We start from the raw sequence: 22,782 nt of genomic DNA, 5'->3' as shown, positions 1-22,782 counted from the left end.
AGTGTGAACCGCAAGTGTTTAAAAAGCTGGCTTTAACCCTACTTATGACGACGATGGTGTTCAGTGCAAGTGTAGCGGGTCCAGAGCAGGACAAGGCCCAGGCCGCCGGGGCTGGGACTATGCAGGCCAAGACAGCCGATCAATTATATCCGGTTGAAGTGAACGGGAAATACGGGTTCATCAACGGCCAAGGCAAGATGGTTATCGAAGCGGTGTACGGCGGATATGGGTATTCAGCAGCGCCTGGAGGTAAGGTGTATGTTGAGGACCATGCAGCCAAAAAGCAATATTATTTCAGTTCCGCGGGTACCAAGCTGTTTGAATATAAGCTGAGAGACGCCAGCATTCTGTATAATGACCGGGCGCTGTATACGGCTAAGGTTCAACTAGCTGGCGGAGCTACGGCGACCCGGTACGGCTATATCGACAGCCAGGGCAAGGTGGCCATACAGCCCATCTACGTCAAGGCATTTCATTTCTCCGAAGGTCTGGCCCGGGTCAATATGGGCAAAGCCTCAGGGTACATTAACACGAAGGGCGAGCTTGTCGTTCCGTACCGGTATAGCTTTACGTCTGATTTCTCCGAAGGCATGGCAGCCGTTACACTTACCGTTGGCGGCAAATACGGCTACATCGACACCACGGGTAAGCTTCGCATCACGCCCCGGTATGATTACGCCACACCGTTCTCTGACGGGGCAGCAGTCGTGTATGTGAACGGCAAATACGGCTACATCGACAAAAAAGGCAACTACCTGATCAAACCGCAGTTCAGCATGGCGCAGCCGTTCTCGGAAGGATTGGCATTTGTCGAGCGCAATGGAGTCACCTTCTATATTAATAAGAAGGGCGCCAAAGTCATTCAGGGATATAAGGCCGGAGGCTTGTTCAAGGGCGGTCTGGCTCCGGCCAGTACGGGGCAGCGGTACGGCTATATTAATACCTCCGGCCGCTTCGTGGTCAAGCCGCAGCTCTATTGGGCCGATTCGTTTAACGGCGAATTAGCGGAAATCACCCTGCTCGTTCCAGACACCCGCGAGGAAATCAGAGGGTACATGAACCGCAGCGGAACCATCGTCTGGCCGCCGGCTTCAGAGCTTCCGGCCGGAGTGGTGAAACCGTAACGTAACTAAATCAGTCAAGCGTAGAGGAGGCAATAACTATTCCATGGGCAACAACTTATACCGGAAACTAGGTGCAGCTTTTCTGATTGCTGCCGGGTTAATCTACACTATCGAACGTGTAGGGACATTGAGCGCTCGAATTCATGAAATTTCTGCGTTATACCAGGCGCAAATGTACAATGTCCAGCCTAAAACTGATGTCGCAGGCTTCTTTGATAATCTCTTTGTGCCAATCCTTACGTTAATTGGTGTGATACTATTCGTATACGGTTTTCCGAAGAAAACAAAATAACCCAACCCAAAAACAGCGGTAGCCATTCTTGTGAATGGCAACCGCTGTTCATCTAAATGAGGAGTGGGCATGTATGTGCAGAACCGAATAAATTAGGTGCTGATTGTGCCGAGGAATGGGCCCATGGTTCTCAGGCAGCAACTTTTTTAGAGGAATCCTGCAAAAATTGCAACAATTCTGCTCCAGAGAGGGCGGTCTATGCTGAAATCCTGCACAGATTGCAACAATTCCAGCGCTAATTTGCGCTAACCACCGAAATTTGTGCAAATAATGCAACATTATACTTCAACCAGTAATAGGTAATATAGGAACCCTGCAATAAATGCAACAATTCTCCATTTAAGCGGCCGGTGAGTAAGGCATAAGCATCAATCAGAATAAAATAGGTAATGAAGTGTGGAAAACTTCTCTATTATTATACGGAATTCATCGGTATCCTTGGATTAAGAAATAGATAGGAGAGTGAGCAGCGATGAACAACGGTGAAAGGTTTACGAACCGGGTCGATTCTTATGTGAAGTACCGCCCAAGCTATCCACAAGAGGCTATTGATTATTTATACGACAATATTGGTCTACGCCCGAACAGTAAAATAGCAGATATCGGTTCAGGCACAGGGAGCCTGTCCAAGCTGCTTCTGGAACGAGGCAGCGAGGTAATCGCGGTCGAGCCCAATCAGGCCATGCGTGAAGCCGCTGAGCAAAGGCTCTACAGCAATCCGAACTTTCAAAGTAAATCAGGGTCTGCGGAAGCTACCGGGTTACCGGAGCAGTCGGTTGATTTTATTGTCTGTGCTCAGGCATTTCACTGGTTCGACCAGGTAGCCGCGCAAACAGAGTTCCGCAGAATACTGCAGCCTGGCGGGAAAGTCATACTCATATGGAATTCCCGGCTTACACACGGTACTTCATTTCGAGAAGAGTACGATCAGCTGCTTCACACCTACGGGACCGACTATGAACAAGTAAATCATAAAAATATTTCTCCGGCGATGCTTCGCTCTTTTTTCAAAGAGAATACGATGCATACAAGCCGGTTTGAAATGACTCAGGAGTTCGATTTCGAGGGTCTGCGCGGCCGGCTGTTATCCTCCTCCTACTGCCCTGTTCCGGGGCATCCGAATTACAATCCGATGATGACAGAGCTGCGGAATATATTTGACAGGAATAATCAGGACGGTACGGTTCCGTTTGAATATGAAACTGAGATTTTTTGGGGAGAAGTATAGTCAAAAGGTATACACATGATCCCCGGCATCCGCCCAGGCCAGCGTTCCATCCGGCATCCAGCCCAGCAGTGTGCCTGCGGAGACGAACGTGAACGTCCGCTCTTGTGTGTCGTAGACCTGGATGGTTCCTGTGCCTGACTGGAAGGCGGCGAATCGGTTGTTAGGTGACCACATCAACCCGGATAGCAACAGGTCATTGTGCGGCTGCCGTTCATGCTCCTTGAGATCCTGCTTCAGTTGGTCCGTGATGCGCTCATCCTGCATAACCGTGGAGGCTCCGCTTCCGATATTGTATCGGATTTGGCCGAGCGGGTTCTCCTCACCTCTGTCTGCGGGAAGCAGCAGCTGCGAATCATCCTCCCAAGTCAGAGAATAGACGAACAGGAAGCCGTCACTATGGGAGATGTAGGCGGCGTTCTGCTGCGAATGCAGTATTTTCCCCTTCTGATCCAATACCGTCAGGTCTGCCGCAGGGCCAATGAACTCGTCATAAGCAGTTAATACAGCAATGCGCTTGCCGTCAGGCGAAGAGGACATCCCGTAGACTGGCTTGTTGAACACATGGAGCTTCGTACGGGTGAAGTCCTTCAGGTTTACGCGATACAGCGTCTTATTGCCTGAGATCATATAAGTGAAGCCCGAATAGAAGCGGTCGGAGTACAGCTCGTGGTATCCATAATCATTGCCGTAGGCATCCTTCTCCTGCGGAAAAGCCGGTATCTCCAGCGCATCGCCTGTCAAAGCGTGCACCAGATGGTGCTTCTCCTGTCCGTAGAACAGATAGGAGGGAGCGGAGGATTCAGCAGTCTGAACGGACTTGATCCAGCCCGTGTTCCAGGCCGGTACTACGCGCCGGGTACCGGAGGTGACGCCTTGGAACAGCAGACTGCCCTTGCCGTCCTGGGCTCTGATCACTACCGTGTTACGGTACGGCTGCTCTGTGCTGGCATACTTGCGCCCGTCTGTGGTGACGGCTTCATCCAGATTGAACGTGCCGGACCAGGCGCTGCTCTGATCCAGATGCAGGCGGATTTGCACAAAGCGGGGGGACTCCCATTCCAGTGTATACCGGAAATCGACCTCTGGATCACTGGTTTGCAGACTATTTTTCAGCGCTTGCTCCAATGACTTCTGGTCAATATCGCTGTTCGATTTCACCTGTATCACTTGTCCGCCTCCGCCGATAATCCGCAATTGCTCAATATAGAGCAGCGGCTCCTCCTCGCTTGAAGGTGTTGAAGGGGAAGAGAAGGCTGGTGTAGCCGTGGGTGATCCGATGGTTGGGGAAGCTGTGGATGGGGCTGAGGAAGAGCTGTTCACAGCTTCCTTGTCCGCCCCCTGACATCCTGTGAGCAGAGCTGCCGCCAGTGCAATTAATGCTATATAGCGCATACATAAACCTCCTGTGATAGTCGATTGTCCTATTGTTTGCAGAGAATAGATAGATTTTCCATATGATTATGGACGCTGTTGCTACGCAGAAGTTGCAGATGCGGGTTTGACTTCACAGTTCGGCTTGGCTACCATGGAGGCAAAGCTTTGGCTGTTATGCCGCAAATAGAGGTGACAATAAAATGATAAGAGAAGTAGAGATGCAGACCGATTCCTTGAAAGAAATGAAAGACTTTTATGAGAATATTCTTGGGCTGACGGTAGTTCAGGAGCAATCCGCATCCTTCAGTGTACAAGCGGGAGATTCCCGTCTTACCTTCAAACAGTCTGACCTAAGCAGACAAGAGAAATATCATTTTGCCTTCAACATTCCTGAGAACCAGATAGATGAAGCGTTGCGGTGGATTACTCCGAAGGTATCTGTCATTCCTAATGAGGGCCAGGAAGTCGTACACTTCGAGTCTTGGAATGCCGATTCCATCTATTTCAATGATCCGGCAGGTAATATTGTAGAGCTGATTGCCCGGCATAATCTGAACAATTCAGCCAATGCAGCATTTTCTCCGGCCAGTCTGTTATGTGTAAGTGAGATCGGTCTGCCTGTAGCCGATGTGGAGGAGGCACTGCTTAAGCTATCCCGGGTAGGGCTCGATCCTTGGCGGAATTACAGTAGCCAGTTCGCCGCTGTAGGTGATGAGCATGGGCTGATTATAGCTGTGAAGCAAGGCCGGGTCTGGTTCATGTCTGACCAGGAGGAAGCTTATCCGCATCCGTTAACAATCAGGACGGACGTCTGTGAGATTACGCTGGATGATATAGAGGGGATGTCTACCCTGAAGTTACATAATAAGGAAAGCGAGTGAACTTATGAATAGAAGCGCTGACAGGCTGAACGTTGTCATTCGGGACACGGAAGGGGTTAAGCTGTCACGCCAATCCACTTCCGTGTAGGCACAACAGATACGGAGGGATAGCTTTTGAAGAATACGCAAGCAGGCTTTGAATACAGTGGGGATTATTATGAAGCCATCGGGGATTTCATGCGGGAGCAGTATTTGAAATACGGTTTCGCCCAAGGAACGATGCAGGAAGCAGATTTTTTAATGGAATTAATGAATCTGCAGGAGGGCACTCGTATCCTGGATATTGGCTGCGGTCCGGGGCGGCATAGTCTGGAATTGGCCCGGCGCGGAATTAGCACAGTGGGTGTGGATATTTCTGCGGAATTTATCAGGCACGCGAACCGGGAAGCTGCGAAGGAAGAGTTGCAGCAGTATTTCAGGTGGCGGATGCCCGCGAGTTAACGTTTGAGCAGGAATTCGATGGCGCGATTTGTCTGTGCGAAGGGGCTTTTGGACTGGCGGGCAGTGAAGAGAATCACCGGAAGGTCCTTCGAGGGGTGCAGCGGGCGTTGAAGCCGGGTTCCCTATTTGTTCTTACGGTAATTAACGCGCTTAACTTAGCCCGGCGTATACAGGATGAGTCGTTATTTGATCCGTATTCCTGCACCGTAATCGATCATGAAGAGGTTCATAGTCCCGAGGGCGAATCCAAAGAGTATTGATCTATACTACCGCTTTTACCTTCCGGGAACTACAGATGCTTCTGGTTAGCGAAGGGTTCGCAGTGGAGGCCGCTTATGGCTGCAATCCAGGACAATTCGGGAATCATCCCTTACAGCTTGGGAGCATGGAGATTATGATGGTTGCCCGCCGTAAATAAACAGCAGGGTATGAATAAGCAGCGGTAGCCGGGACTCTTAAGGGGCCAGGGCGCCGCTGTTTTGGTATGCGCCCTTCTGATGGACATGAAAAGTGTTTCAAAAAAGAAACTGAGTTGAGAGGATTATGCAACTTTTGGAAGAACGGTTCAGTCTATTATGGTGAGGTGACAAATCAACCAGTGGAGGATATTCCATGAACTATACAGGGAAAGTCTTGATTATTGGCTTGCTGTTTGGCGCTTTATTAACAGGATGCAGTCAGAATGAAAATTTGTCTTCAAATCATTCACCCACTCCTGCAACCGAACAAAATCAGAATGTAGATTCCACCAATAATGATGGTGAAGGAATGGCAGAAGCAGAGCCGTTCTCTTATACCGCAGAACAAAAAAATGAAATTCGTGAAGCTGCTAAGAAAGCCGGACTGGATAAAGTCTACATCCCTACAGTAGAACTAGGTGTCGATGATTTTCTGGATCGTGTTGAAGCTAAAGACAATCAAGTCCGTATTGTATTTTTTCGTGGTTCAATCACTCAATCCAAAGAAGAACTTAAACCGACTAACGGGGTTACTTCGACTAAAAAAGTTGAGCTTTCTAAAGATGTATCCGGGGAGTGGATTGCTGAAGAGAATGGAGTACCGTATTTATACTTTGAGAAAGACGGATTATATTTCAGTATGAGTTCAGCTAGAGCCTTTTGTCGGGCTGAGTATGAGAGAGCAGCCGCTTCGCTTGAACCATTACCAGTTCAAGATACGGCAGGGACGGATACAATTCCTTACGCCATCACAAACAGTAGCGCCATTAGCTACGGAACATTTTCAGAAATGGATGCACAAACAGATATTGTTGTTAAGGGCACGAAGGCCGGGCCTCAGGAAGTAGTTCTGAAAAAAGAAGATGTGGACGGATTGGTTATTGACAATCGCACATTATCCAAATTTATACTGAGCGATGTATTTAAAAATAATACCGGCCACACGTTGTCCAGCGGGGAGACCATCATTGTTCAAGAAAATGCAGCGGCCGGCTCATCAAGAGTTTACAGCACATTAGGATATCAGTTGATGAATGAAACTGAAGAATACTTGCTGTTTTTGAGAGAGAGCCTTACTGATCCTGGTGTATACATTATCCGTGGCGTTGTTTATGGTAAAGTACCTGCTGCGGGTGAGGGCATCCAATCTAAGAGCACCGCTGATGATATACAGTTTAAAGGAGACGATCCTATCCGGGAACAATTAGATGCTATTTTTGAGGACGCCAGGGAAGCATATTTAAACTGAGTGTAAGTGATCTTTGCATAGCAAATGAACCTTTTCCCCGCTCCATTTGTTTATAATATGCCAGGCTCTGAGGAGTAAAGCTTAACAACAAAGCGGGGGATTACAGGTGTCAATTATACTTGCTATGCACATCATGACACATTTGCTTACGGGCAGTTTCATCTTATCCATCGTGCTCATGCGTTATGAGATTTCTTTCCGGGAAAAGATTGTCCTGCTCGGACTAACCTCATTTCTGGGAATTGTGCCGGATCTCCTGGGGAACAGGTATGTGTCTCCTTGGTCGCATTCCATTGCCGTTATGGGATTGGTTATGGTGCCAATCGTGTTCATATTCAAGCTGCTCTTGGAAAAATATTCGTATATCCGATTATATCTCTGTCTGGCGGGGAGTGTGCTGGGGCATATTCTGGTGGACTATTTGGGGCATGGGGTGCATTTGATCTACCCGCTGTCCAGTGAGGCATATACGCTGCCATTGATCTATCTCGGAGATCCAACGGTATGGGCGCCTATGTTAGTGGGGGTTATGAGTTTCGTGCTTCCAATGTCTTTGGGCAGGAGACGGGTGCTACATATCGCCTGTGCTGGATTTATGGTGATCTATCTCGGCCTTAAGCTGGCCATGCTAATGCAACTGGAGCAAGGACTTCCGCGTAAATTCACGCTCACTCCACAGGCCGCTGTACAGGTGTATCCGCTTGGAGATAATCAGGTTCATAAGCTTACGGATTTTTGGAAAATGGGGTTTGACATCATCGACTCCCAGCGCAGAATTCTGGGCGTATTGCCTGTCCCGGGCGGCAGCATCCGGTTGGATCTAAACCTGATCTATGCCATGAAGGGTGACGTTGTGCGCAGCCATTCGGGAAAAGACGGGCTGGAGAACGTGTACCGGATGCCTCCTGGTAAGGATGAAGCTACATTTGAAGTGAGCGGGGAGAGCAGGTACGGGCCTGCCGGGGAGATTGTTGCCCGCGATCGGGAGGGAGATGCCCGCTATTTCATTTATAAGGATGGAACGTGGGCGGAAGAAGCGAAGGAGTAGACATAACCGTGCAACCGGCAGTCTCATTGATGATGAACAGGGCGGAGGGTAAGCTGGGGGCAGGCAACTCCAGGCAAAGAATAATCTTAATGCAATCTTAATGTCTTGGCGGATTCCTTAACGCTATATTAATGCCGGACATGATATGTTGAACACCACAGAATAGTCTTCTGTGGTGTTTTTGTTGTGTCCTACAAATAACAAGCGAGTGGTGAAACTGAGTGATTTCATTTGTAAAACGGTTTTTAATTGGCAGGCCCTTAAAGTCCAGTGAACTCGGAGAGCAAAAGTTAAATAAAAAGAAAGCGCTGGCTATCCTGTCTTCTGATGCGCTGTCATCCGTTGCCTACGGGCCGGAGCAGATTCTGATTGTGCTGGTTACGATTGGGGCAGCCGCCTTCTGGTATTCGATTCCGATTGCGCTGGGTGTGCTGATCCTGCTGACCGCGCTCATTCTGTCCTACCGGCAGATTATTTTTGCGTATTCCCACGGCGGGGGCGCCTATGTGGTATCCAAGGAGAACCTGGGCAAGTACCCGGGGTTAGTGGCTGGCGGTTCGCTGCTGGTTGACTATATTTTAACGGTTGCTGTAAGCATATCGGCGGGGACGGATGCCATCACCTCAGCGTTTCCAAGCCTGCATGAGCATAAAGTGGTGATTGCCATTGCTTTTGTGCTGCTGATCACGATTCTGAACTTAAGAGGGGTAACGGAATCTGCCTCCGTCCTCGCTTATCCGGTCTATTTATTCGTCCTGGCCTTATTCATCCTGATTGGTACAGGTCTGTACAACATTTTGTCAGGTAACGTTCCGGCAGAGCTGCATACTTCGCTGGGTACTCCGGTAGCGGGGGTTAGCCTATTTCTGTTATTGCGCGCATTTTCTTCCGGGAGCTCTGCGTTAACGGGGGTAGAAGCCATCTCCAATGCCATACCGAATTTCAAAAGCCCGGAAGCGTCCAACGCCTCCAAAACCTTAATCGCCATGGGCGTGTTACTGGCTGTGATGTTCTCAGGCATTGTGGTGTTAGCCTATTATTACGGGATTGCTCCCCGCGCTGACGCCACTGTGGTATCGCAAATTGCCGAGCAGACCTTTGGCCGGAATGCGATGTACTATTATATCCAGGGAACGACTGCATTAATCCTGATCCTGGCTGCCAATACCGGTTATTCCGCCTTTCCATTGCTGGCTGTGAACCTTGCCAAGGATAAATTCATTCCGCGAATGTTCACCATGCGGGGGGACCGGCTGGGTTACTCCAACGGGATTATCATCTTGGGTGTTCTGTCCATGCTTCTGATTTATGTCTTCGAGGGGAAAACAGAGCAGCTGATTCCTTTGTATGCTGTAGGTGTGTTCATTCCCTTTACGTTGTCGCAGAGCGGGATGATGGTGAAATGGCTCCGGGAAAAGCCTGCCGGCTGGGTGCAAAAGCTTATCATCAACACCGTTGGCGCTCTAATCAGCTTCGTGGTGACGATGATGTTCTTCATGACCAAGTTTACTCAGGTATGGCCGGTATTTGTCTTCCTGCCGGTTCTGCTCCTGGTGTTCCACCGGATTCATAAGCATTATGAGGCCATTGCGGACCAGCTTAGAATTACGACCTGTGAGGAAACGATCAAGATTGAAGGCAATGTGATTATCGTGCCGGTGGCCGGAATCACTCATGTCGTGATGAACTCTCTGGAATATGCCAAGTCGCTGTCTCCGCAGCAGATTATAGCCGTCTACGTACCCTTCGAGCGGGAGGATGAAGCGGTGTTTGAGGAGAAGTGGAGAAAGTGGCAGCCGGATGTAAGGTTAGTCACCCTATATACTCCTTATAGAAGCATTGTACAGCCATTGACCAAGTTTATCGATAAAGTGAATTGGAAGGCCGCAGAGCTGAACCATAGGGTAACGGTAATTATTCCACAGTTCATTCCGAAAAAAGGCTGGCATAATATCCTTCATAATCAATCGAGTCTGCTGATACGCGCCCGTCTGCTGTTCCGCAGCGATGTGATTGTTACTACAGTGCCTTATCATTTGAAAAAGTGATTGAGTATAACAAAGCCTGCACCCCCATACCGGGAGTGCAGGCTTTCTACTGTTAATTTAGCCTGGCTTAAGCAGCCTGCTTCGCGGGCCGGAGGCGGCGGACCAGCTTCGCCAGCTCCATCACAATGACTGCGCCTAAGGCAAGGCCGGAGGCGGTCAGCCAGTGGTTCAGCCCGAAGGTGGCCGGGATCGAGAAGATCTCTCTGACGCCGGGCAGGACGGCGATGCCATAGAAGGCGAAGCAGATCAATACGGCGCCGATGACATATTTGTTGCTGAAGAAGCCGGCCTCAATGGCCGTCTGGCTGTTCGAGCGGGCAGCGAAGGTCTGCAGCGTGCGCGCCAGGATCAGCGTGGTGAAGGCCATGGCGATGCCCATCTCCTCCGAATGCTGCAGCCCGATATATTGGGAGACAATGACGGCAACCCCGATCAGCAGACCGCGCGTAATGACCGCCTGCATCATGCCGCCTGCGAAGATGCCTTCATTGATGTCCCGCGGCTTGCGGCTCATCACATCCGGCTCGGCCTTCTCCATGCCCAGGGCAATCGCAGGCAGGGAGTCATTCGCCAGATTGATGAACAACAGCTGGATCGCGGTGAACGGGTTAATCCAGTCGAAGATCAGGGCGAACAGGATGGCGATGATCGCCCCCAGGTTCCCCGCGAACAGATAAGCAATGGCCTTCTTGATGTTATCGAACACCGTCCGGCCGACCGCCACCGCGCTCACGATGGATACGAAGTTATCGTCGGTGAGGATCATGGCTGCCGAGTCCTTGGCGACATCCGTTCCGCTGCCCATGGCCACCCCGATGTCCGCCTGCTTCAAGGCCGGGGCATCGTTGACGCCGTCACCGGTCATGGCTGTGATTTTGCCCTTGCGCTGCCAGGCCCGGACAATCCGGATCTTGTTCTCCGGGGAGACGCGGGCGTATACGCCAATCTGCTCCAGCTTGCTGTCCAGCTCCTCATCGGACATGGCGTCCAGCTCCTGGCCGGTGACGGCGATCTCATCCTCCGCCATTAGCCCGATGTCGCGGCCGATGGCCTGAGCGGTGGTCTTGTGGTCGCCGGTAATCATGATCGTGCGGATACCCGCTTTGTTGGATTCAGCGATAGAGCCATATACGGCCTCACGCGGCGGGTCAATCATCGCTGAGAGGCCGACCAGCACCAGGTCCTGCTCGTCGTCCAGGCCGACCTCGGTCATCGTATCCGGCACATTCTTATAAGCATAGGCAAGCACGCGCAGCGCTCTGGCGGAGAACTGCTCGTTCGCTTCCTGGAAGCGTTCGAGTACCTCCGCAGTCAGCGGCACCTCGCGGCCCTCCAGCAGCACACGGGTACATCTGCTGAACAGGACATCCGGGCCGCCTTTGGTCAGCAGCGCCTTTTGCCCGCTGAAGGTATGCAGCGTAGTCATCAGCTTACGATCCGAGTCGAACGGCAGTTCGGCCTCGCGCGGGAAGTTATCGCGGATCTCGCGGTAATCCTTGTCCTTGCTGTTACTGAAGGCGATCAGTGCCACCTCGGTCGGGTCGCCCAGCTCCTTGCCTTCCTCATTAATGTTGGAATCGTTGCAGAGCACGGCGATATGCAGCAGCTTGCGGGCTTCCTCCGACCATTCATCGGCCTTCAGGTCGAACTGCTCCTTGGGCCCTCCGGGGAGGTAATAATCGACAACCGTCATTTTATTCTGGGTCAGCGTTCCGGTCTTGTCCGTACAGATTACGCTCGTTGAGCCCAGAGCTTCCACGGCGGGCAGCTTGCGGATAATGGCATTCTGGCGGGCCATCTTGTTCGTGCCCACGGAGAGCACGATGGTTACAATAGAAGACAACGCCTCGGGGATCGCGGCAACGGCTACAGCCACGGCGAACATCAGGGCGCTTAGAATGGCTTCACCCGTATCTACCGTATCCTTCGTGAGCCACACCCGTGCCGCCTGAATGGCGAAGATGAGGATGGACAGCAGCAGGACCGCGATGCCCAGTTTCTTGCTGAAGCCCTCCAGCTTGCGCTGCAGAGGCGTCTGCTTCGCTTCGGCACTCTCGATCAGCCCGGCGATCTTCCCGATCTCCGTATCCAGCGCCGTTCCCGTAATAACCAGCGTTCCCCGGCCGTAGACGACCAGTGAGCCGCTGAAGGCCATGTTGCGCCGGTCGCCCAGCGGGGCGTCTTGAGCAATCTGCTCCGTATGCTTCTCTACGGCTTCGGATTCGCCGGTTAACATCCCCTCGTCAATCCGCAGGCTGCCCGACTCAATAATCCGTCCGTCAGCAGGGACGTAATCGCCTGCTTCCAGGAACACGATATCGCCCCGGACCAGTTCCCTGGCTGGAATAGACAACAGCGCCCCGTCCCGGATAACCTTGGCTTCGGGCGCGGACATCTTGCGCAGCGCGTCCAGTGATCCCTCTGCCTTGCGGGTCTGAATCACGCTGATCACTGCATTCAGAATCAGCACCACGAAGATGATAATGGACTCCATCAGGTGCCCCATTACGATCTGCACCGTTGCCGCGATGAGCAGCACAATGACCATCGGGTCCTTGAAATTCTCCAGGAACAGCTTCCAGAGCGGTTCCTTCTGTTTGCCCTTCAACTCATTATAGCCATCCCGGGCCAGCCGGCTGCCGGCTTCAGCAGACGTTAGCCCGCCCGTAGAGCTGCGGATTTCATCCAGCGTTTCGGTTACACTGCGGCGGTAATATTCCATCTGGTATAAGCTCCTCTCCAGCTTTGCTCGTATGGTCCAAATTTACGTTATAGAATGCGACAAGTTTCAACATATTCAGCTTGAGCAGCTATATATCTATACCCTAAAGAGGGAGTCCGGTATACCCTCCAGAGGAAGGACAGGCAACAGCTACCCCTCTGCAAGAAATGCTAAGACGCGTTAGGCTCATCGCCCCGGCGTCTATTTTTGTACCTTTTTGGAGTGATATCTATAAAATGTGGTATTTTTCCCAATGACGGTTCCTTATGCCGGGCAGAGACAAGAATTATAATATGAAGGCGGTTACACAAAACCGAAGGAACAATAAAAAAGGGGAGGCAAAGTATGAAAAGTATGAAGCGTGTTTTTGCTGGAGTCTCTACACTGGTTCTGATGTCATCTGCTCTGGCAGCGTGCGGAGGCAACAACTCCAATTCGAGCTCGTCCGGTGCAGGCTCAACCACAGCTCCGGCAGCTACAGCAGCAGAGGCTACACAGGCTCCGGCAGCGGGCGGCGGCGAGAAGGTTACGATCAATCTGTGGAGCTTCACCGATGAAATTCCAAACATGACGAAGAAGTATCTGGAAGTTCATCCTGAAGCCAACGTAGAATTCAAAACAACTGTAATTGCTACAACAGACGGTGCTTACCAGCCGGCTCTTGACCAGGCGCTGGCAGGCGGCGGGAAGGATGCCCCGGACCTGTACGCAGCGGAATCCGCATTCGTACTGAAATATACACAAGGTGATGCATCCAGCTATGCTGCGAATTATGCAGACCTCGGACTTGACGATCAAATGGTAAAAGATGCCGGAATCGCCCAGTATTCCGTAGATATCGGCAGCACCACTGACGGTCAGCTGAAGGGTCTCGGTTACCAGGCTACCGGCGGTGCCTTCATCTATCGCCGCTCGATTGCGAAGGATGTCTTCGGAACCGATGATCCGGCCAAGATCAAGACAGAGATTGGACCCGGCTGGGATAAATTCTTCGAAGCTGCGAAGAAGCTGAAAGACAAAGGCTACGGCATCGTATCCGGCGACGGCGATATCTGGCATCCGATCGAGAACAGCTCGGATAAGGGCTGGATCGTAGACGGCAAGCTGCACATCGATCCGAAGCGTGAAGAATTCATGGATCTCTCCAAGAAGCTGAAAGATAACGGCTATCATAACGATACAACAGACTGGACAGAAGCATGGTATGCAGATATGTCCGGTGCAGGCGCTCAACCGATCTTCGGATTCTTCGGTCCGGCCTGGCTGATCAACTACACAATGGCCGGCCAAGTGAAGGATACGAGCGGTGACTGGGCAGTAACTGAACCGACTACAGGCTTCTTCTGGGGCGGTACCTGGCTGCTGGCGAATGCCGAAGTAACCAAGGATGAAGCGAAGAAAAAAGCGGTTGCAGACTTCATTAAGTGGGTAACACTCGACAGCTCCGAAACGGGCCTCCAGTACTACTGGGCTAACGGTACGATGAAAGAAGGCGAAGCAGGCACGAAGGACAGCGTAGCTTCCTCCGTGGTGATGTCCAAATCCAATGGTGAAATTCCATTGCTCGGCGGACAGAATATGTTCGATGTCTTCGTTCCGGCCAACGCCAATGCTTCCGGTAAGAACCTGACCCAATATGACGAAACGATCAACAAAGCCTGGCGCGATCAGGTACGTGAGTACACTGCGGGCAATAAGACCAAAGAAAAAGCAATCGAAACCTTCAAATCGCAAGTTAAAGACCAGCTCGGTATTGATAGCGAATAAGCAGAAGGAATCGGGAGGGGCGGGGGAAGTTTCCCGCCCCTATAATCAACTAAAGAGGTGAGAGGATGCGCCGCAAGGACGTCAGCTATGCGAAGTTCGGCTATATTTTTACGTTCCCGTTTGTACTTGCATTTCTGATTTTTTCGCTATACCCCATTCTATATACCGCAGTGATCGGGTTCACGGATATGAAGGGGCTTATTCCGAAGCCGATTCATATTCTGGATAACCCTTTTCAGAATTTCAAGGATCTGCTGTTTGATAATGAATCATTCCGCAAGTCCCTGACCAATACCTTTCTGCTCTGGATTACGAACTTCATTCCGCAGATGGGCCTTGCGCTCCTGCTGACCGCCTGGTTCACCAACAAGCGTCTGAATATTAAGGGACAAGGCTTGTTCAAGGTATTGCTCTACATGCCGAACATCATTACTGCAAGTACCATTGCCGTGTTGTTCAGCACCTTGTTCGCTTATCCGATGGGTCCGGTCAACAGCCTGTTTCAATCGCTGGGCTGGAGTGATGCGCCAATCTTCTTCCTGCAGGATAAGACGACAGCGCGCGGCATTATCGCCTTCATCCAGTTCTGGATGTGGTACGGGAACACCATGATCGTCCTGATCGCGGGAGTCATGGGGATCAACCCGGCACTGTTCGAGTCTGCGGCAATTGACGGCGCGAACGGCTTCCAGACCTTTTTCCGGATCACGCTTCCAAGTCTGCGCACAATCATGCTATTCACCCTGATCACCTCGATGGTCGGCGGTCTCACCATGTTCGATATTCCGCAATTGTTCCTGGCGGGCGGACCGGATGACTCTACACTTACGACGTCCATGTTCATCTACGGGCAGGCGTTCAAGGGCAGCTACATGTACAACCGCGCGGCTGCAGCGAGTATGATCATGTTCCTCATCTCAGCGGTATTGTCCGGCTTGCTGTTCTATGTGATGCGTGACCGTGATGCGGCCAAGATGAAGAAGATTCAGAAACAAATGCACAGAAAGGCTGCTCAGACAGCTGCTAGGGAGGTGTAATCCATGGAGAAAATTCGGGAAAACGGGAAAGTTACCAATTCCATTAACAAGACCATTATCTATGTGGTTTGCATCGCGCTGGCGCTGCTCAGCATTCTGCCGTTCTGGATTATGTTCGTCAATGCTACCCGGTCCACACCTGAGATTCAAAGCGGGATCTCGCTGCTGCCTTCAAGCCATATGATGAGCAATCTGCGGGTGCTGCTGGACAAGAGCTTCGATCCGCTGCAAGGCTTCATGAACTCATTCATTATTGCTGCTTCGGCAACGCTCTGTACGGTCTACTTCTCATCACTGGCCGCATACGGACTGGTAACCTACAGCTGGAAGCTGCGTGGCGCATTCTTCACCTTCATTATGTGTGTCATGATGATTCCTTCCCAGGCCAGCGCCATCGGCTTCTATCAGTTCATGTATAAGCTGCACTGGACCAACAACTTCCTGCCGCTGATCCTGCCTGCAATCGCAGCGCCTGCGGTAGTGTTCTTCATGCGCCAATACCTGCTCGCTACCTTGTCTATTGAGATCGTAGAGGCAGCGCGGGTGGACGGCTCCGGCGAGTTCCGCACCTTCAACCGGATTATTATGCCGCTGATGATGCCGGCGATTGCCACACAGGCGATTTTCGCTTTTGTTGCCAACTGGAACAACCTGTTCATGCCGCTGATCCTGCTTACCCAGAAAGAGAAGTATACGATGCCAATCATGGTAAGCTTGCTGCGCGGAGATATATACAAGACGGAATTCGGTTCGATTTATATGGGCCTTGCGCTGACAGCGCTGCCGCTGTTCGTGGTCTACTTCCTGCTGTCCCGTTATATTATTGCAGGGGTTGCCTTGGGTGGCGTTAAGGAGTAACTAGTTAGGATAGGTGTAAAAGACAAACATACTGCAGAGAAGGGTCCACTCCGGTGGAGCAATCTACTGCAGTTTTTTGTATGATTAGGCCAGCCGGAACCTTCTGGTTGGCCTATTTTTGTGAGTGCGGCATTCTTATTTGACACATCCCTTCAAAAGGTCTATCCTAATAACGAATTATTCATTCACTATTAAGGAGTCGTTCCCGATGGTGCAGGCCAAGAAAGACGAAGTCAGGAAAGAGATTGAATACGCGGCGCTTAAGGTCTTTTTTGAGAAGGGTTATGCGGATGCCAAGATGAACGATATCGCAAGCGAGATCAATATTTCGGTGGGCAATATTTATACCTATTTCAAGAATAAGAAGGAGCTATTCTACACTGTGGTGCCGCAGGATTTGGTGGACTATCTCAAGAAAGTACTGGTCGAGACGATTCATCTGGATAACCAGACGCTGTTCGAGGCGACAGATAGCGGGCGGAAGTCGGCGCTTGTGCAGGAACAGGTGGATGTACTCCGTAAATACCGGAACCAGATCGTGATCATCTTCGAGAAGAACAAAGGCACCATCTACACCAACGCCAAGAACGAGCTGGTCGAGCTGATGATTGAAACCAAGAAGACTTATCTCAAAAACCAGTATAAGCACTATGAGATCGGCACCGAGGAGAACCTGATTCTGCTGAACATCCTGGCCCATAACGTCATCGATATGAATCTGGACTTGTTGAAACGGGATATGAGCGAGGACAGCCGCAAGCAAATCTTCGAAGCGTTGTATGTATACCGGCTGCATGGCATGAGGAGCTTGAACGAATAAGGATTAATGAAAAAATAGGCAGAGCAAGCCGGTTTATTTTTTGACTCAAAAATGAATAATTTATTCACTTTTATGAAGCGACACTCATACCTGAGGAGGCACCCATGATGAACATCGCTTATGCACTAAAAAACGTCAATCTGATTCACGGCGACTCCAACCGCCATCTGCAGTCCGGCATGACGATTCTCGTCAACGAACAAGGACTTATTGAGAACATCGCCCCGGACCACGGGCTGACTATCCCCAGTCACTACACAACCATCGATCTTACCGGAAAATATGTGATGCCAGGGCTGATCAACGCACATGTGCATCTGTTTGCAGACGGCAAGCCGCTGACGCTCTCTGTCAGTGAAGGATTGCTGGATTTTGCGTATCATCGGATTTTGGACACCCGGTTCGGGCGAAATGTTCTGAAAAAACGCATGAAACGCAATGCCCTAACCGCGCTCCATGCGGGTGTAACGACCATGCGCAGTGTGGGGGAATTTTTCTATACCGATGTGCGGCTGCGGGAGGAGATTAACCGGGGGGAGTGGGTGGGTCCGAATCTGCTCGTTTCGGGATTTTTCCTGAGTGTCACGGGTGGGCATGGTGCTCCTTACTTGGCGCTGGTGGGGGACTCGCCTTGGGAAATGCGTAAGAATGTACGGATGAATGTGCAGAACGGTGTGGATTGGATCAAAATCTGTGTGACGGGCGGTGTAACTGATGCCAAAACGGTCGGTGAAGCCGGACGCCTGCAAATGACGGTGGAAGAAGTCGCTGCGGTCTGCGGGGAAGCGCATAAAATCGGGATGAAGGTGGCCGCCCATGTGGAGAGCACGGAAGGTGTGCGCGTTGCGCTGCTAGGGGGCGTGGATACGATTGAGCATGGAGCGGAGATGGATGACGAGATTATTCATTTGTACAAAAATAACCCGAACGCCCTTGATGGTTACACCGCCGTAATCCCTACCCTGCAAGCCGCTTATCCAGCTGCTTCGCTCGATCCAAGTGTGACCAAGTTAAGCGCGACAGTCAAAGAAAACGCCAGACTGGTCTACGACTCCATGCTCAAAGGGGTGAAGCAGGCCATCGACAACGGCATTACAATCGGAATCGGTAACGATGCGGCCATGTCGTACGTGAGCCACTACGATATGTGGAGAGAGTTGGATCATTATTTGAGACAGACCAACCTGACAAACAAACAGGTCATCGACATGGTCACCCGCACCAATGCGAAGATCCTCGGTGTTGACGACGTTACAGGAACGCTGGATGTCGGGAAGCATGCCGATCTGATCATCATGGAGCATAATCCGCTGGAACATATTAAGGCTTTGTCCAACATCGCTATGGTCATGGTCAAAGGAAAACTAATTCAATCCCCAGTTGTTCCAAGAATCAAAGAGGTCGACGATGTTCTGAACTCCGTTTGGCAGCCAGTTGATTGAACGCCCGGCATCGGGTAATGTTGAAGGATCAACGGATAGGGGGAAGCAGGAATGAGAATCGGCTTGTTAATTATTGATCTCCAGGAGGTTCATGTAGACGGAGTAGAGCAGAAGGAGATTGACCGTGCCTGTGAGTATATCAATTATGTCTCCGGGCTGCTGCGCGCGAAGGGGCATCCCGTGATCCATATTCAGGACATTGAAGGGATGCAGCCTTCAGATGAAGCGAAGTTCGCGATTATCCCTGGAGTTGAGGTTCACGAGACGGATCTGAACGTGAAGAAGGAGTACTCGAATGCGTTCTGGAAGACGGATCTGGAAAAGATAGTGCGGGAGCAGGGTATCGACCTGCTGGTCCTCTCCGGCTATGCGGCCGAGCATTGCGTGCTGTTCACTTATAATGGGGCGGCGGAAAGGGGAATTAAGGCGGTGCTTCTGCAAAATGGGATTCTAAGCTCCCACCAGGATGTAATTACGGCTGCCTACAGAGACCGGAATCTGATCTCGTATCCTGTGATTGCGGCGCTGGTGCAATAATTTGATTCGATATATGCACAAAAAACACTTCAAGCTCTGTCCAGCGCTTGAAGTGTTTCTGTATGTCCAGGGGGTTAGGACAGTTATTTGCTTATTTGCCCTCGATGCGGGCCAGTTCCTTATGCACAATTGGAGCGACCTTGGTACCCAGCAGCTCGATGGCGCGCAGCACCTCGCGGTGCGGCATGTAACCGACATTCACATGCAGGAAGAACCGGGTCACGCCGAGATTCTTGCGCAGCAGGATAATCTTCTCGGCGACGTATTCAGCATCGCCGACATAGAGCGCGCCGCGCAGGCTGCGGGCATCGTCGAATGCGGCGCGGTTGTACGTTCCGCCCCAGCCTCGTTCGCGGCCGATGACATTCATCTGCGCCTGGGTGGACGGGTAGAACAAGGCGGCTGCCTGCTCCGAGGTCTCGCCTACGAAGCCATGGGAGTGAGTGGCAATCTGCAGCTTGTCGGGATTATGTCCCGCGCGTGCGGCAGCTTCCTTGTACAGGTTCACCAGCGGAGCGAACCGCTCCGGCATACCGCCGATGATGGCGAAGGCGATCGGCAGGCCCAGCGTTCCGGCCCGTACAGCGGATTCGGGATTGCCGCCGCTGGCAACCCAGACCGGAAGCGGGTCCTGAACGGCGCGGGGATAGACCGGCAGATTGTTAATCGCCGGACGGTGTCCGCCGCGCCAGGTGACCTTCTCGGAAGCGCGGATCGCCAGCAGCAGCTCCAGGTTCTCTTCGAATAGTTCATCATAATCATCCAGGCTGTACCCGAACAGCGGGAAGGACTCGATGAACGAACCGCGGCCGGCCATTATCTCGGCCCGGCCATTCGAGATGCCATCCAGCGTGGCGAATGCCTGGTAGACCCGCACCGGGTCATCCGAGGACAGGACGCTGACGGCGCTGGTCAGTCTGATCCGCTTGGTGGTTGCTGCCGCTGCGGCCAGTACTACAGCCGGGGCACTCCCTGCATAATCCTTACGGTGATGCTCTCCAATACCATATACATCAAGGCCCACCTGATCGGCGAGCACAATCTCTTCAACCGCTTCACGCAGCCGTTCCGCATGACTGATCGTCTGTCCCGTCACCGGGTCCGGCGTCGTCTCCAAAAACGTGCTAATCCCAATCTCCATAATCTTCTTCTCCTCGGCCATCATCATCCGCCCCTTTCTTCTTGTCATCATTCTACTATACTTTTTAATGTTTCTCAACTTTAGTAAGTGAAATAGCCGAAAATTTATGATTGGCGCAGGAAATTATAGCTTCCTTATATTGTGGGTTAATAGCGTTTTTATGTATGCCAAAAACCGAATACGTTGGGGAGGTGCGAGGGTACGGGGGGCGGATGTATGTGAAAAACCGAACACAATCGGCGCTGCGGAGGCGCGTAGACGCAATATAATCGAAAAACCGAACACATTGTGCCGGGTTAGGGCTGTACGGACCCAATGTAATCGAAAAACCGAATACAATCGGAGGGGAGCGGCACCATAGGCCAAATGTATGCGAAAAACCGAATACATTGAGACTGGAAGCGACACGTAAGCTAAATGTATGCGAAAAACCGAACACATTGAGACTGGGAGCGGCACGTAAGCCAAATGTAATCGAAAAACCGATTACATTGAGCTGGTGCGAGGGAGCGGGGGCAGGATTTGCGTGAGGCGGGATGGGCGCAGGTCTACACTTGTTCCCATGCCAAAGAGACCGGGAGATTCCCCGGCCTCTTTGGGCTGCCTGCTGTCCTTCAGGATTCAGGATTTATCCTTCTTGACGGCAAGCTGTACGATCATGATGACAAGAACGAGCAGTGCAATGAGCTGATCTGTACTCATGGGTGTCCGAACCTCCAATCCTGTCTCAAGGATGGCTCTTCGGACCTGCATCTCCTCTCCGGGAAGCAGCGGCGTCCCCCATGTTCCAGCCTATGAACTCATTCATACGGTTAGAACTTAAGCCTGTAAATATTCATGTAAATCGTCCTGAAAATATTCCTGTAAATTTCTCTTGTACTTCGGATTAGGCTGCTTTAGTATATATAAATTGGCTTATATCTATATCTACTTAAGGAGTGCTTCGGGGAATGCTGCTGCAGATCGGATGGGAGGCTGGAGTATGATTATTGTCGCCGGCCTGATTTTTGTTGTAACTCTGGTATTTGTGATCTGGCAGCCGCGGAATTTGTCCATTGGCTGGTCGGCCTGCGGCGGTGCCATCGTGGCGCTGGCGGCCGGTGTGGTCAGCTTCGGGGATGTCCGCGATGTGACGCTGATTGTGTGGAATGCCACTTTGGCATTCGTTGCGATTATTCTGATTTCGCTCTTGCTTGACCGGATCGGCTTCTTCGAGTGGGCGGCCCTGCATATGGCTGCGGCGGCGCGCGGGAACGGGACGCTGATGTTCATCTACGTCATTCTGCTGGGTGCAGTGGTGGCGGCGCTGTTCGCCAATGACGGGGCGGCGCTGATTCTGACACCGATTGTGCTGGCGATGGTCCGGGCGCTGAATTTTGACGAGAAAAAAGTATTTCCCTTCATTATAGCCAGCGGCTTCATCGCCGATACGACCTCGCTGCCACTGACTGTCAGCAATCTGGTGAACATCGTCTCAGCCGACTTCTTCGGCATTACCTTCATGCAATATGCGGGCCATATGTGGCTGCCCACCTTGTTCTCGCTGGGTGCGAGTATCCTCGTTCTGTATCTGTTCTTCCGCCGTAGCATTCCTAAGGTCTACGATACCTCGGTGATGAAGCTTCCCGCAGAAGCGATTAAGGACCTGAGAATGTTCAAGCTGTCCTGGGTTATCCTGGCGCTATTGCTGATCGGATATTTCGTCAGTGAGTTTCTGGATATTCCGGTATCGGCGGTAGCGGGTGTGATTGCCGTCATTTTTCTGCTGCTGGCGCGCAGAAGCCCTTCTGTCAATACGAGGGAAGTGGTGCGGAATGCGCCTTGGGCGATTGTCTTTTTCTCCATCGGGATGTATGTGGTGGTGTACGGACTGCGCAATGTCGGGCTGACGGATGTGCTGGCGGAGATGATCGGCGGCATTGCGGCGCACGGGCTGTTCGCGGCCACGATGGGGATGGGCTTCCTGGCGGCGCTGCTCTCTTCAGTGATGAACAACCTGCCGACCGTGCTGATCGGTGCGATAGCCGTGGATACGGCACATACCGGGGGACTGCTCAAAGAAGCGCTGGTCTATGCCAATGTGATCGGCTCCGATCTGGGTCCGAAGATTACACCGATCGGTTCGCTCGCAACACTGCTGTGGCTGCACGTGCTGTCGGGTAAGGGTGTGAAGATCACCTGGGGCACTTATTTCAAAATCGGCATCATCCTGACCATCCCGACGTTATTCCTCACCTTGCTCGGCTTGTATCTGGAATTGAAGCTGTTCTGATTCATACAATTTATAAGGAGTGGTGCAGACTTGCTGTCTGGCC

Annotated in this window: 20 protein-coding genes; 16 read left to right on the top strand and 4 right to left on the bottom strand. The window is 51.7% G+C overall.

Translation table 11 applies throughout. The annotated features are described in order from the left end of the window. Positions 1-14: 14 nt before the first annotated feature. From MHI24_RS12370 to MHI24_RS12360, 3 genes are all read left to right on the top strand, one after another. Entirely contained in the window at positions 15-1,124 is a 1,110-nt protein-coding gene (locus MHI24_RS12370; RefSeq protein WP_340025916.1) for a WG repeat-containing protein, read from the top strand. A 43-nt stretch (positions 1,125-1,167) separates the two neighbouring features. After that, positions 1,168-1,416, top strand: coding sequence for a hypothetical protein (locus tag MHI24_RS12365; protein ID WP_340025914.1), 249 nt, complete (start codon positions 1,168-1,170; stop codon positions 1,414-1,416). A 472-nt stretch (positions 1,417-1,888) separates the two neighbouring features. After that, entirely contained in the window at positions 1,889-2,644 is a 756-nt protein-coding gene (locus tag MHI24_RS12360) for a class I SAM-dependent methyltransferase (protein ID WP_340025913.1), read from the top strand. Here MHI24_RS12360 and MHI24_RS12355 read toward each other — a convergent pair whose 3' ends face one another. Then, positions 2,645-4,036 (bottom strand): hypothetical protein, encoded by a 1,392-nt coding sequence (locus tag MHI24_RS12355; protein WP_340025912.1) that lies wholly within the window; start codon positions 4,034-4,036, stop codon positions 2,645-2,647. A 182-nt stretch (positions 4,037-4,218) separates the two neighbouring features. Between MHI24_RS12355 and MHI24_RS12350 the strand changes: the two genes are divergently transcribed. The 6 genes from MHI24_RS12350 to MHI24_RS12325 all read left to right on the top strand — a co-directional run bounded on the left by MHI24_RS12350 (position 4,219) and on the right by MHI24_RS12325 (position 10,143). Beyond that, a complete protein-coding gene (locus MHI24_RS12350) occupies positions 4,219-4,899 on the top strand; it encodes a VOC family protein (protein WP_340025911.1) in 681 nt (226 codons plus the stop codon). 114 nt (positions 4,900-5,013) lie between these two features. Beyond that, entirely contained in the window at positions 5,014-5,340 is a 327-nt protein-coding gene (locus MHI24_RS12345; RefSeq protein ID WP_340025910.1) for a class I SAM-dependent methyltransferase, read from the top strand. After that, positions 5,319-5,600: a class I SAM-dependent methyltransferase gene (locus MHI24_RS12340; RefSeq protein WP_340025909.1), complete on the top strand. Its 282-nt coding sequence runs from the start codon at positions 5,319-5,321 to the stop codon at positions 5,598-5,600. Before MHI24_RS12345 ends, MHI24_RS12340 begins: the two co-directional genes overlap by 22 nt. 352 nt (positions 5,601-5,952) lie before the next feature. Then, positions 5,953-7,047, top strand: coding sequence for a hypothetical protein (locus tag MHI24_RS12335; RefSeq protein WP_340025908.1), 1,095 nt, complete (start codon positions 5,953-5,955; stop codon positions 7,045-7,047). Between the two features lie 106 nt (positions 7,048-7,153). After that, positions 7,154-8,095: a hypothetical protein gene (locus MHI24_RS12330; RefSeq protein ID WP_340025907.1), complete on the top strand. Its 942-nt coding sequence runs from the start codon at positions 7,154-7,156 to the stop codon at positions 8,093-8,095. 221 nt (positions 8,096-8,316) lie between these two features. Then, complete coding sequence (locus tag MHI24_RS12325; RefSeq protein ID WP_340025906.1) at positions 8,317-10,143, top strand: APC family permease; 1,827 nt, start codon at positions 8,317-8,319, stop codon at positions 10,141-10,143. A gap of 67 nt (positions 10,144-10,210) precedes the next feature. Here MHI24_RS12325 and MHI24_RS12320 read toward each other — a convergent pair whose 3' ends face one another. Beyond that, positions 10,211-12,865, bottom strand: a complete 2,655-nt coding sequence (locus tag MHI24_RS12320; protein WP_340025905.1) for a cation-translocating P-type ATPase — start codon at positions 12,863-12,865, stop codon at positions 10,211-10,213. A gap of 345 nt (positions 12,866-13,210) precedes the next feature. Between MHI24_RS12320 and MHI24_RS12315 the strand changes: the two genes are divergently transcribed. The 6 genes from MHI24_RS12315 (at position 13,211) to MHI24_RS12290 (ending at position 19,326) form a co-directional block, all read left to right on the top strand. Beyond that, the gene (locus MHI24_RS12315) at positions 13,211-14,632 is read left to right on the top strand and encodes a carbohydrate ABC transporter substrate-binding protein (protein ID WP_340025904.1); all 1,422 of its coding nucleotides are present in this window, start codon (positions 13,211-13,213) and stop codon (positions 14,630-14,632) included. A gap of 65 nt (positions 14,633-14,697) precedes the next feature. After that, a complete protein-coding gene (locus tag MHI24_RS12310) occupies positions 14,698-15,669 on the top strand; it encodes a sugar ABC transporter permease (RefSeq protein ID WP_340025903.1) in 972 nt (323 codons plus the stop codon). A gap of 3 nt (positions 15,670-15,672) precedes the next feature. Beyond that, positions 15,673-16,527 (top strand): carbohydrate ABC transporter permease, encoded by an 855-nt coding sequence (locus tag MHI24_RS12305; protein WP_340025902.1) that lies wholly within the window; start codon positions 15,673-15,675, stop codon positions 16,525-16,527. 208 nt (positions 16,528-16,735) lie between these two features. Continuing rightward, positions 16,736-17,347: a TetR/AcrR family transcriptional regulator gene (locus tag MHI24_RS12300; RefSeq protein WP_340025901.1), complete on the top strand. Its 612-nt coding sequence runs from the start codon at positions 16,736-16,738 to the stop codon at positions 17,345-17,347. A gap of 107 nt (positions 17,348-17,454) precedes the next feature. Continuing rightward, positions 17,455-18,789, top strand: a complete 1,335-nt coding sequence (locus MHI24_RS12295; protein ID WP_340025900.1) for an amidohydrolase family protein — start codon at positions 17,455-17,457, stop codon at positions 18,787-18,789. Between the two features lie 51 nt (positions 18,790-18,840). Next, a complete protein-coding gene (locus tag MHI24_RS12290; protein ID WP_340025899.1) occupies positions 18,841-19,326 on the top strand; it encodes an isochorismatase family cysteine hydrolase in 486 nt (161 codons plus the stop codon). A gap of 91 nt (positions 19,327-19,417) precedes the next feature. On the opposite strand, the gene MHI24_RS12285 is transcribed toward MHI24_RS12290, so the two are convergent. Both MHI24_RS12285 and MHI24_RS12280 read right to left on the bottom strand, forming a co-directional pair. Then, the gene (locus MHI24_RS12285) at positions 19,418-20,488 is read right to left on the bottom strand and encodes an LLM class flavin-dependent oxidoreductase (RefSeq protein WP_340026669.1); all 1,071 of its coding nucleotides are present in this window, start codon (positions 20,486-20,488) and stop codon (positions 19,418-19,420) included. Between the two features lie 600 nt (positions 20,489-21,088). After that, positions 21,089-21,220: a hypothetical protein gene (locus MHI24_RS12280; RefSeq protein ID WP_340025898.1), complete on the bottom strand. Its 132-nt coding sequence runs from the start codon at positions 21,218-21,220 to the stop codon at positions 21,089-21,091. Between the two features lie 229 nt (positions 21,221-21,449). On the opposite strand from MHI24_RS12280, the gene MHI24_RS12275 reads away from it, so the two are divergent. Beyond that, positions 21,450-22,739 carry an arsenic transporter gene (locus MHI24_RS12275; RefSeq protein ID WP_340025897.1) on the top strand — a complete coding sequence of 430 codons (1,290 nt, stop codon included), beginning with the start codon at positions 21,450-21,452 and terminating at the stop codon, positions 22,737-22,739. Positions 22,740-22,782 lie beyond the last annotated feature (43 nt).

Origin of the sequence: Paenibacillus sp. FSL K6-1096, from assembly GCF_037977055.1 — a bacterium.
Taxonomy (GTDB): domain Bacteria; phylum Bacillota; class Bacilli; order Paenibacillales; family Paenibacillaceae; genus Paenibacillus_AQ.
Note: the sequence above shows the minus strand (reverse complement) of the source record. Positions and strands in the feature narration are given on the sequence as shown.

Excerpts from the sequence above, each read along its gene's own strand:
- MHI24_RS12275 (WP_340025897.1), top strand. The coding sequence starts at position 21,450 with ATGATTATTGTCGCCGGCCTGATTTTTGTTGTAACTCTGGTATTTGTG.
- MHI24_RS12335 (WP_340025908.1), top strand. The coding sequence starts at position 5,953 with ATGAACTATACAGGGAAAGTCTTGATTATTGGCTTGCTGTTTGGCGCT.
- MHI24_RS12310 (WP_340025903.1), top strand. The coding sequence starts at position 14,698 with ATGCGCCGCAAGGACGTCAGCTATGCGAAGTTCGGCTATATTTTTACG.
- MHI24_RS12320 (WP_340025905.1), bottom strand. The coding sequence starts at position 12,865 with ATGGAATATTACCGCCGCAGTGTAACCGAAACGCTGGATGAAATCCGC.
- MHI24_RS12315 (WP_340025904.1), top strand. The coding sequence starts at position 13,211 with ATGAAAAGTATGAAGCGTGTTTTTGCTGGAGTCTCTACACTGGTTCTG.
- MHI24_RS12295 (WP_340025900.1), top strand. The coding sequence starts at position 17,455 with ATGAACATCGCTTATGCACTAAAAAACGTCAATCTGATTCACGGCGAC.
- MHI24_RS12360 (WP_340025913.1), top strand. The coding sequence starts at position 1,889 with ATGAACAACGGTGAAAGGTTTACGAACCGGGTCGATTCTTATGTGAAG.
- MHI24_RS12305 (WP_340025902.1), top strand. The coding sequence starts at position 15,673 with ATGGAGAAAATTCGGGAAAACGGGAAAGTTACCAATTCCATTAACAAG.
- MHI24_RS12280 (WP_340025898.1), bottom strand. The coding sequence starts at position 21,220 with ATGCAGGTCCGAAGAGCCATCCTTGAGACAGGATTGGAGGTTCGGACA.
- MHI24_RS12285 (WP_340026669.1), bottom strand. The coding sequence starts at position 20,488 with ATGGCCGAGGAGAAGAAGATTATGGAGATTGGGATTAGCACGTTTTTG.
- MHI24_RS12290 (WP_340025899.1), top strand. The coding sequence starts at position 18,841 with ATGAGAATCGGCTTGTTAATTATTGATCTCCAGGAGGTTCATGTAGAC.
- MHI24_RS12300 (WP_340025901.1), top strand. The coding sequence starts at position 16,736 with ATGGTGCAGGCCAAGAAAGACGAAGTCAGGAAAGAGATTGAATACGCG.
- MHI24_RS12355 (WP_340025912.1), bottom strand. The coding sequence starts at position 4,036 with ATGCGCTATATAGCATTAATTGCACTGGCGGCAGCTCTGCTCACAGGA.
- MHI24_RS12365 (WP_340025914.1), top strand. The coding sequence starts at position 1,168 with ATGGGCAACAACTTATACCGGAAACTAGGTGCAGCTTTTCTGATTGCT.
- MHI24_RS12350 (WP_340025911.1), top strand. The coding sequence starts at position 4,219 with ATGATAAGAGAAGTAGAGATGCAGACCGATTCCTTGAAAGAAATGAAA.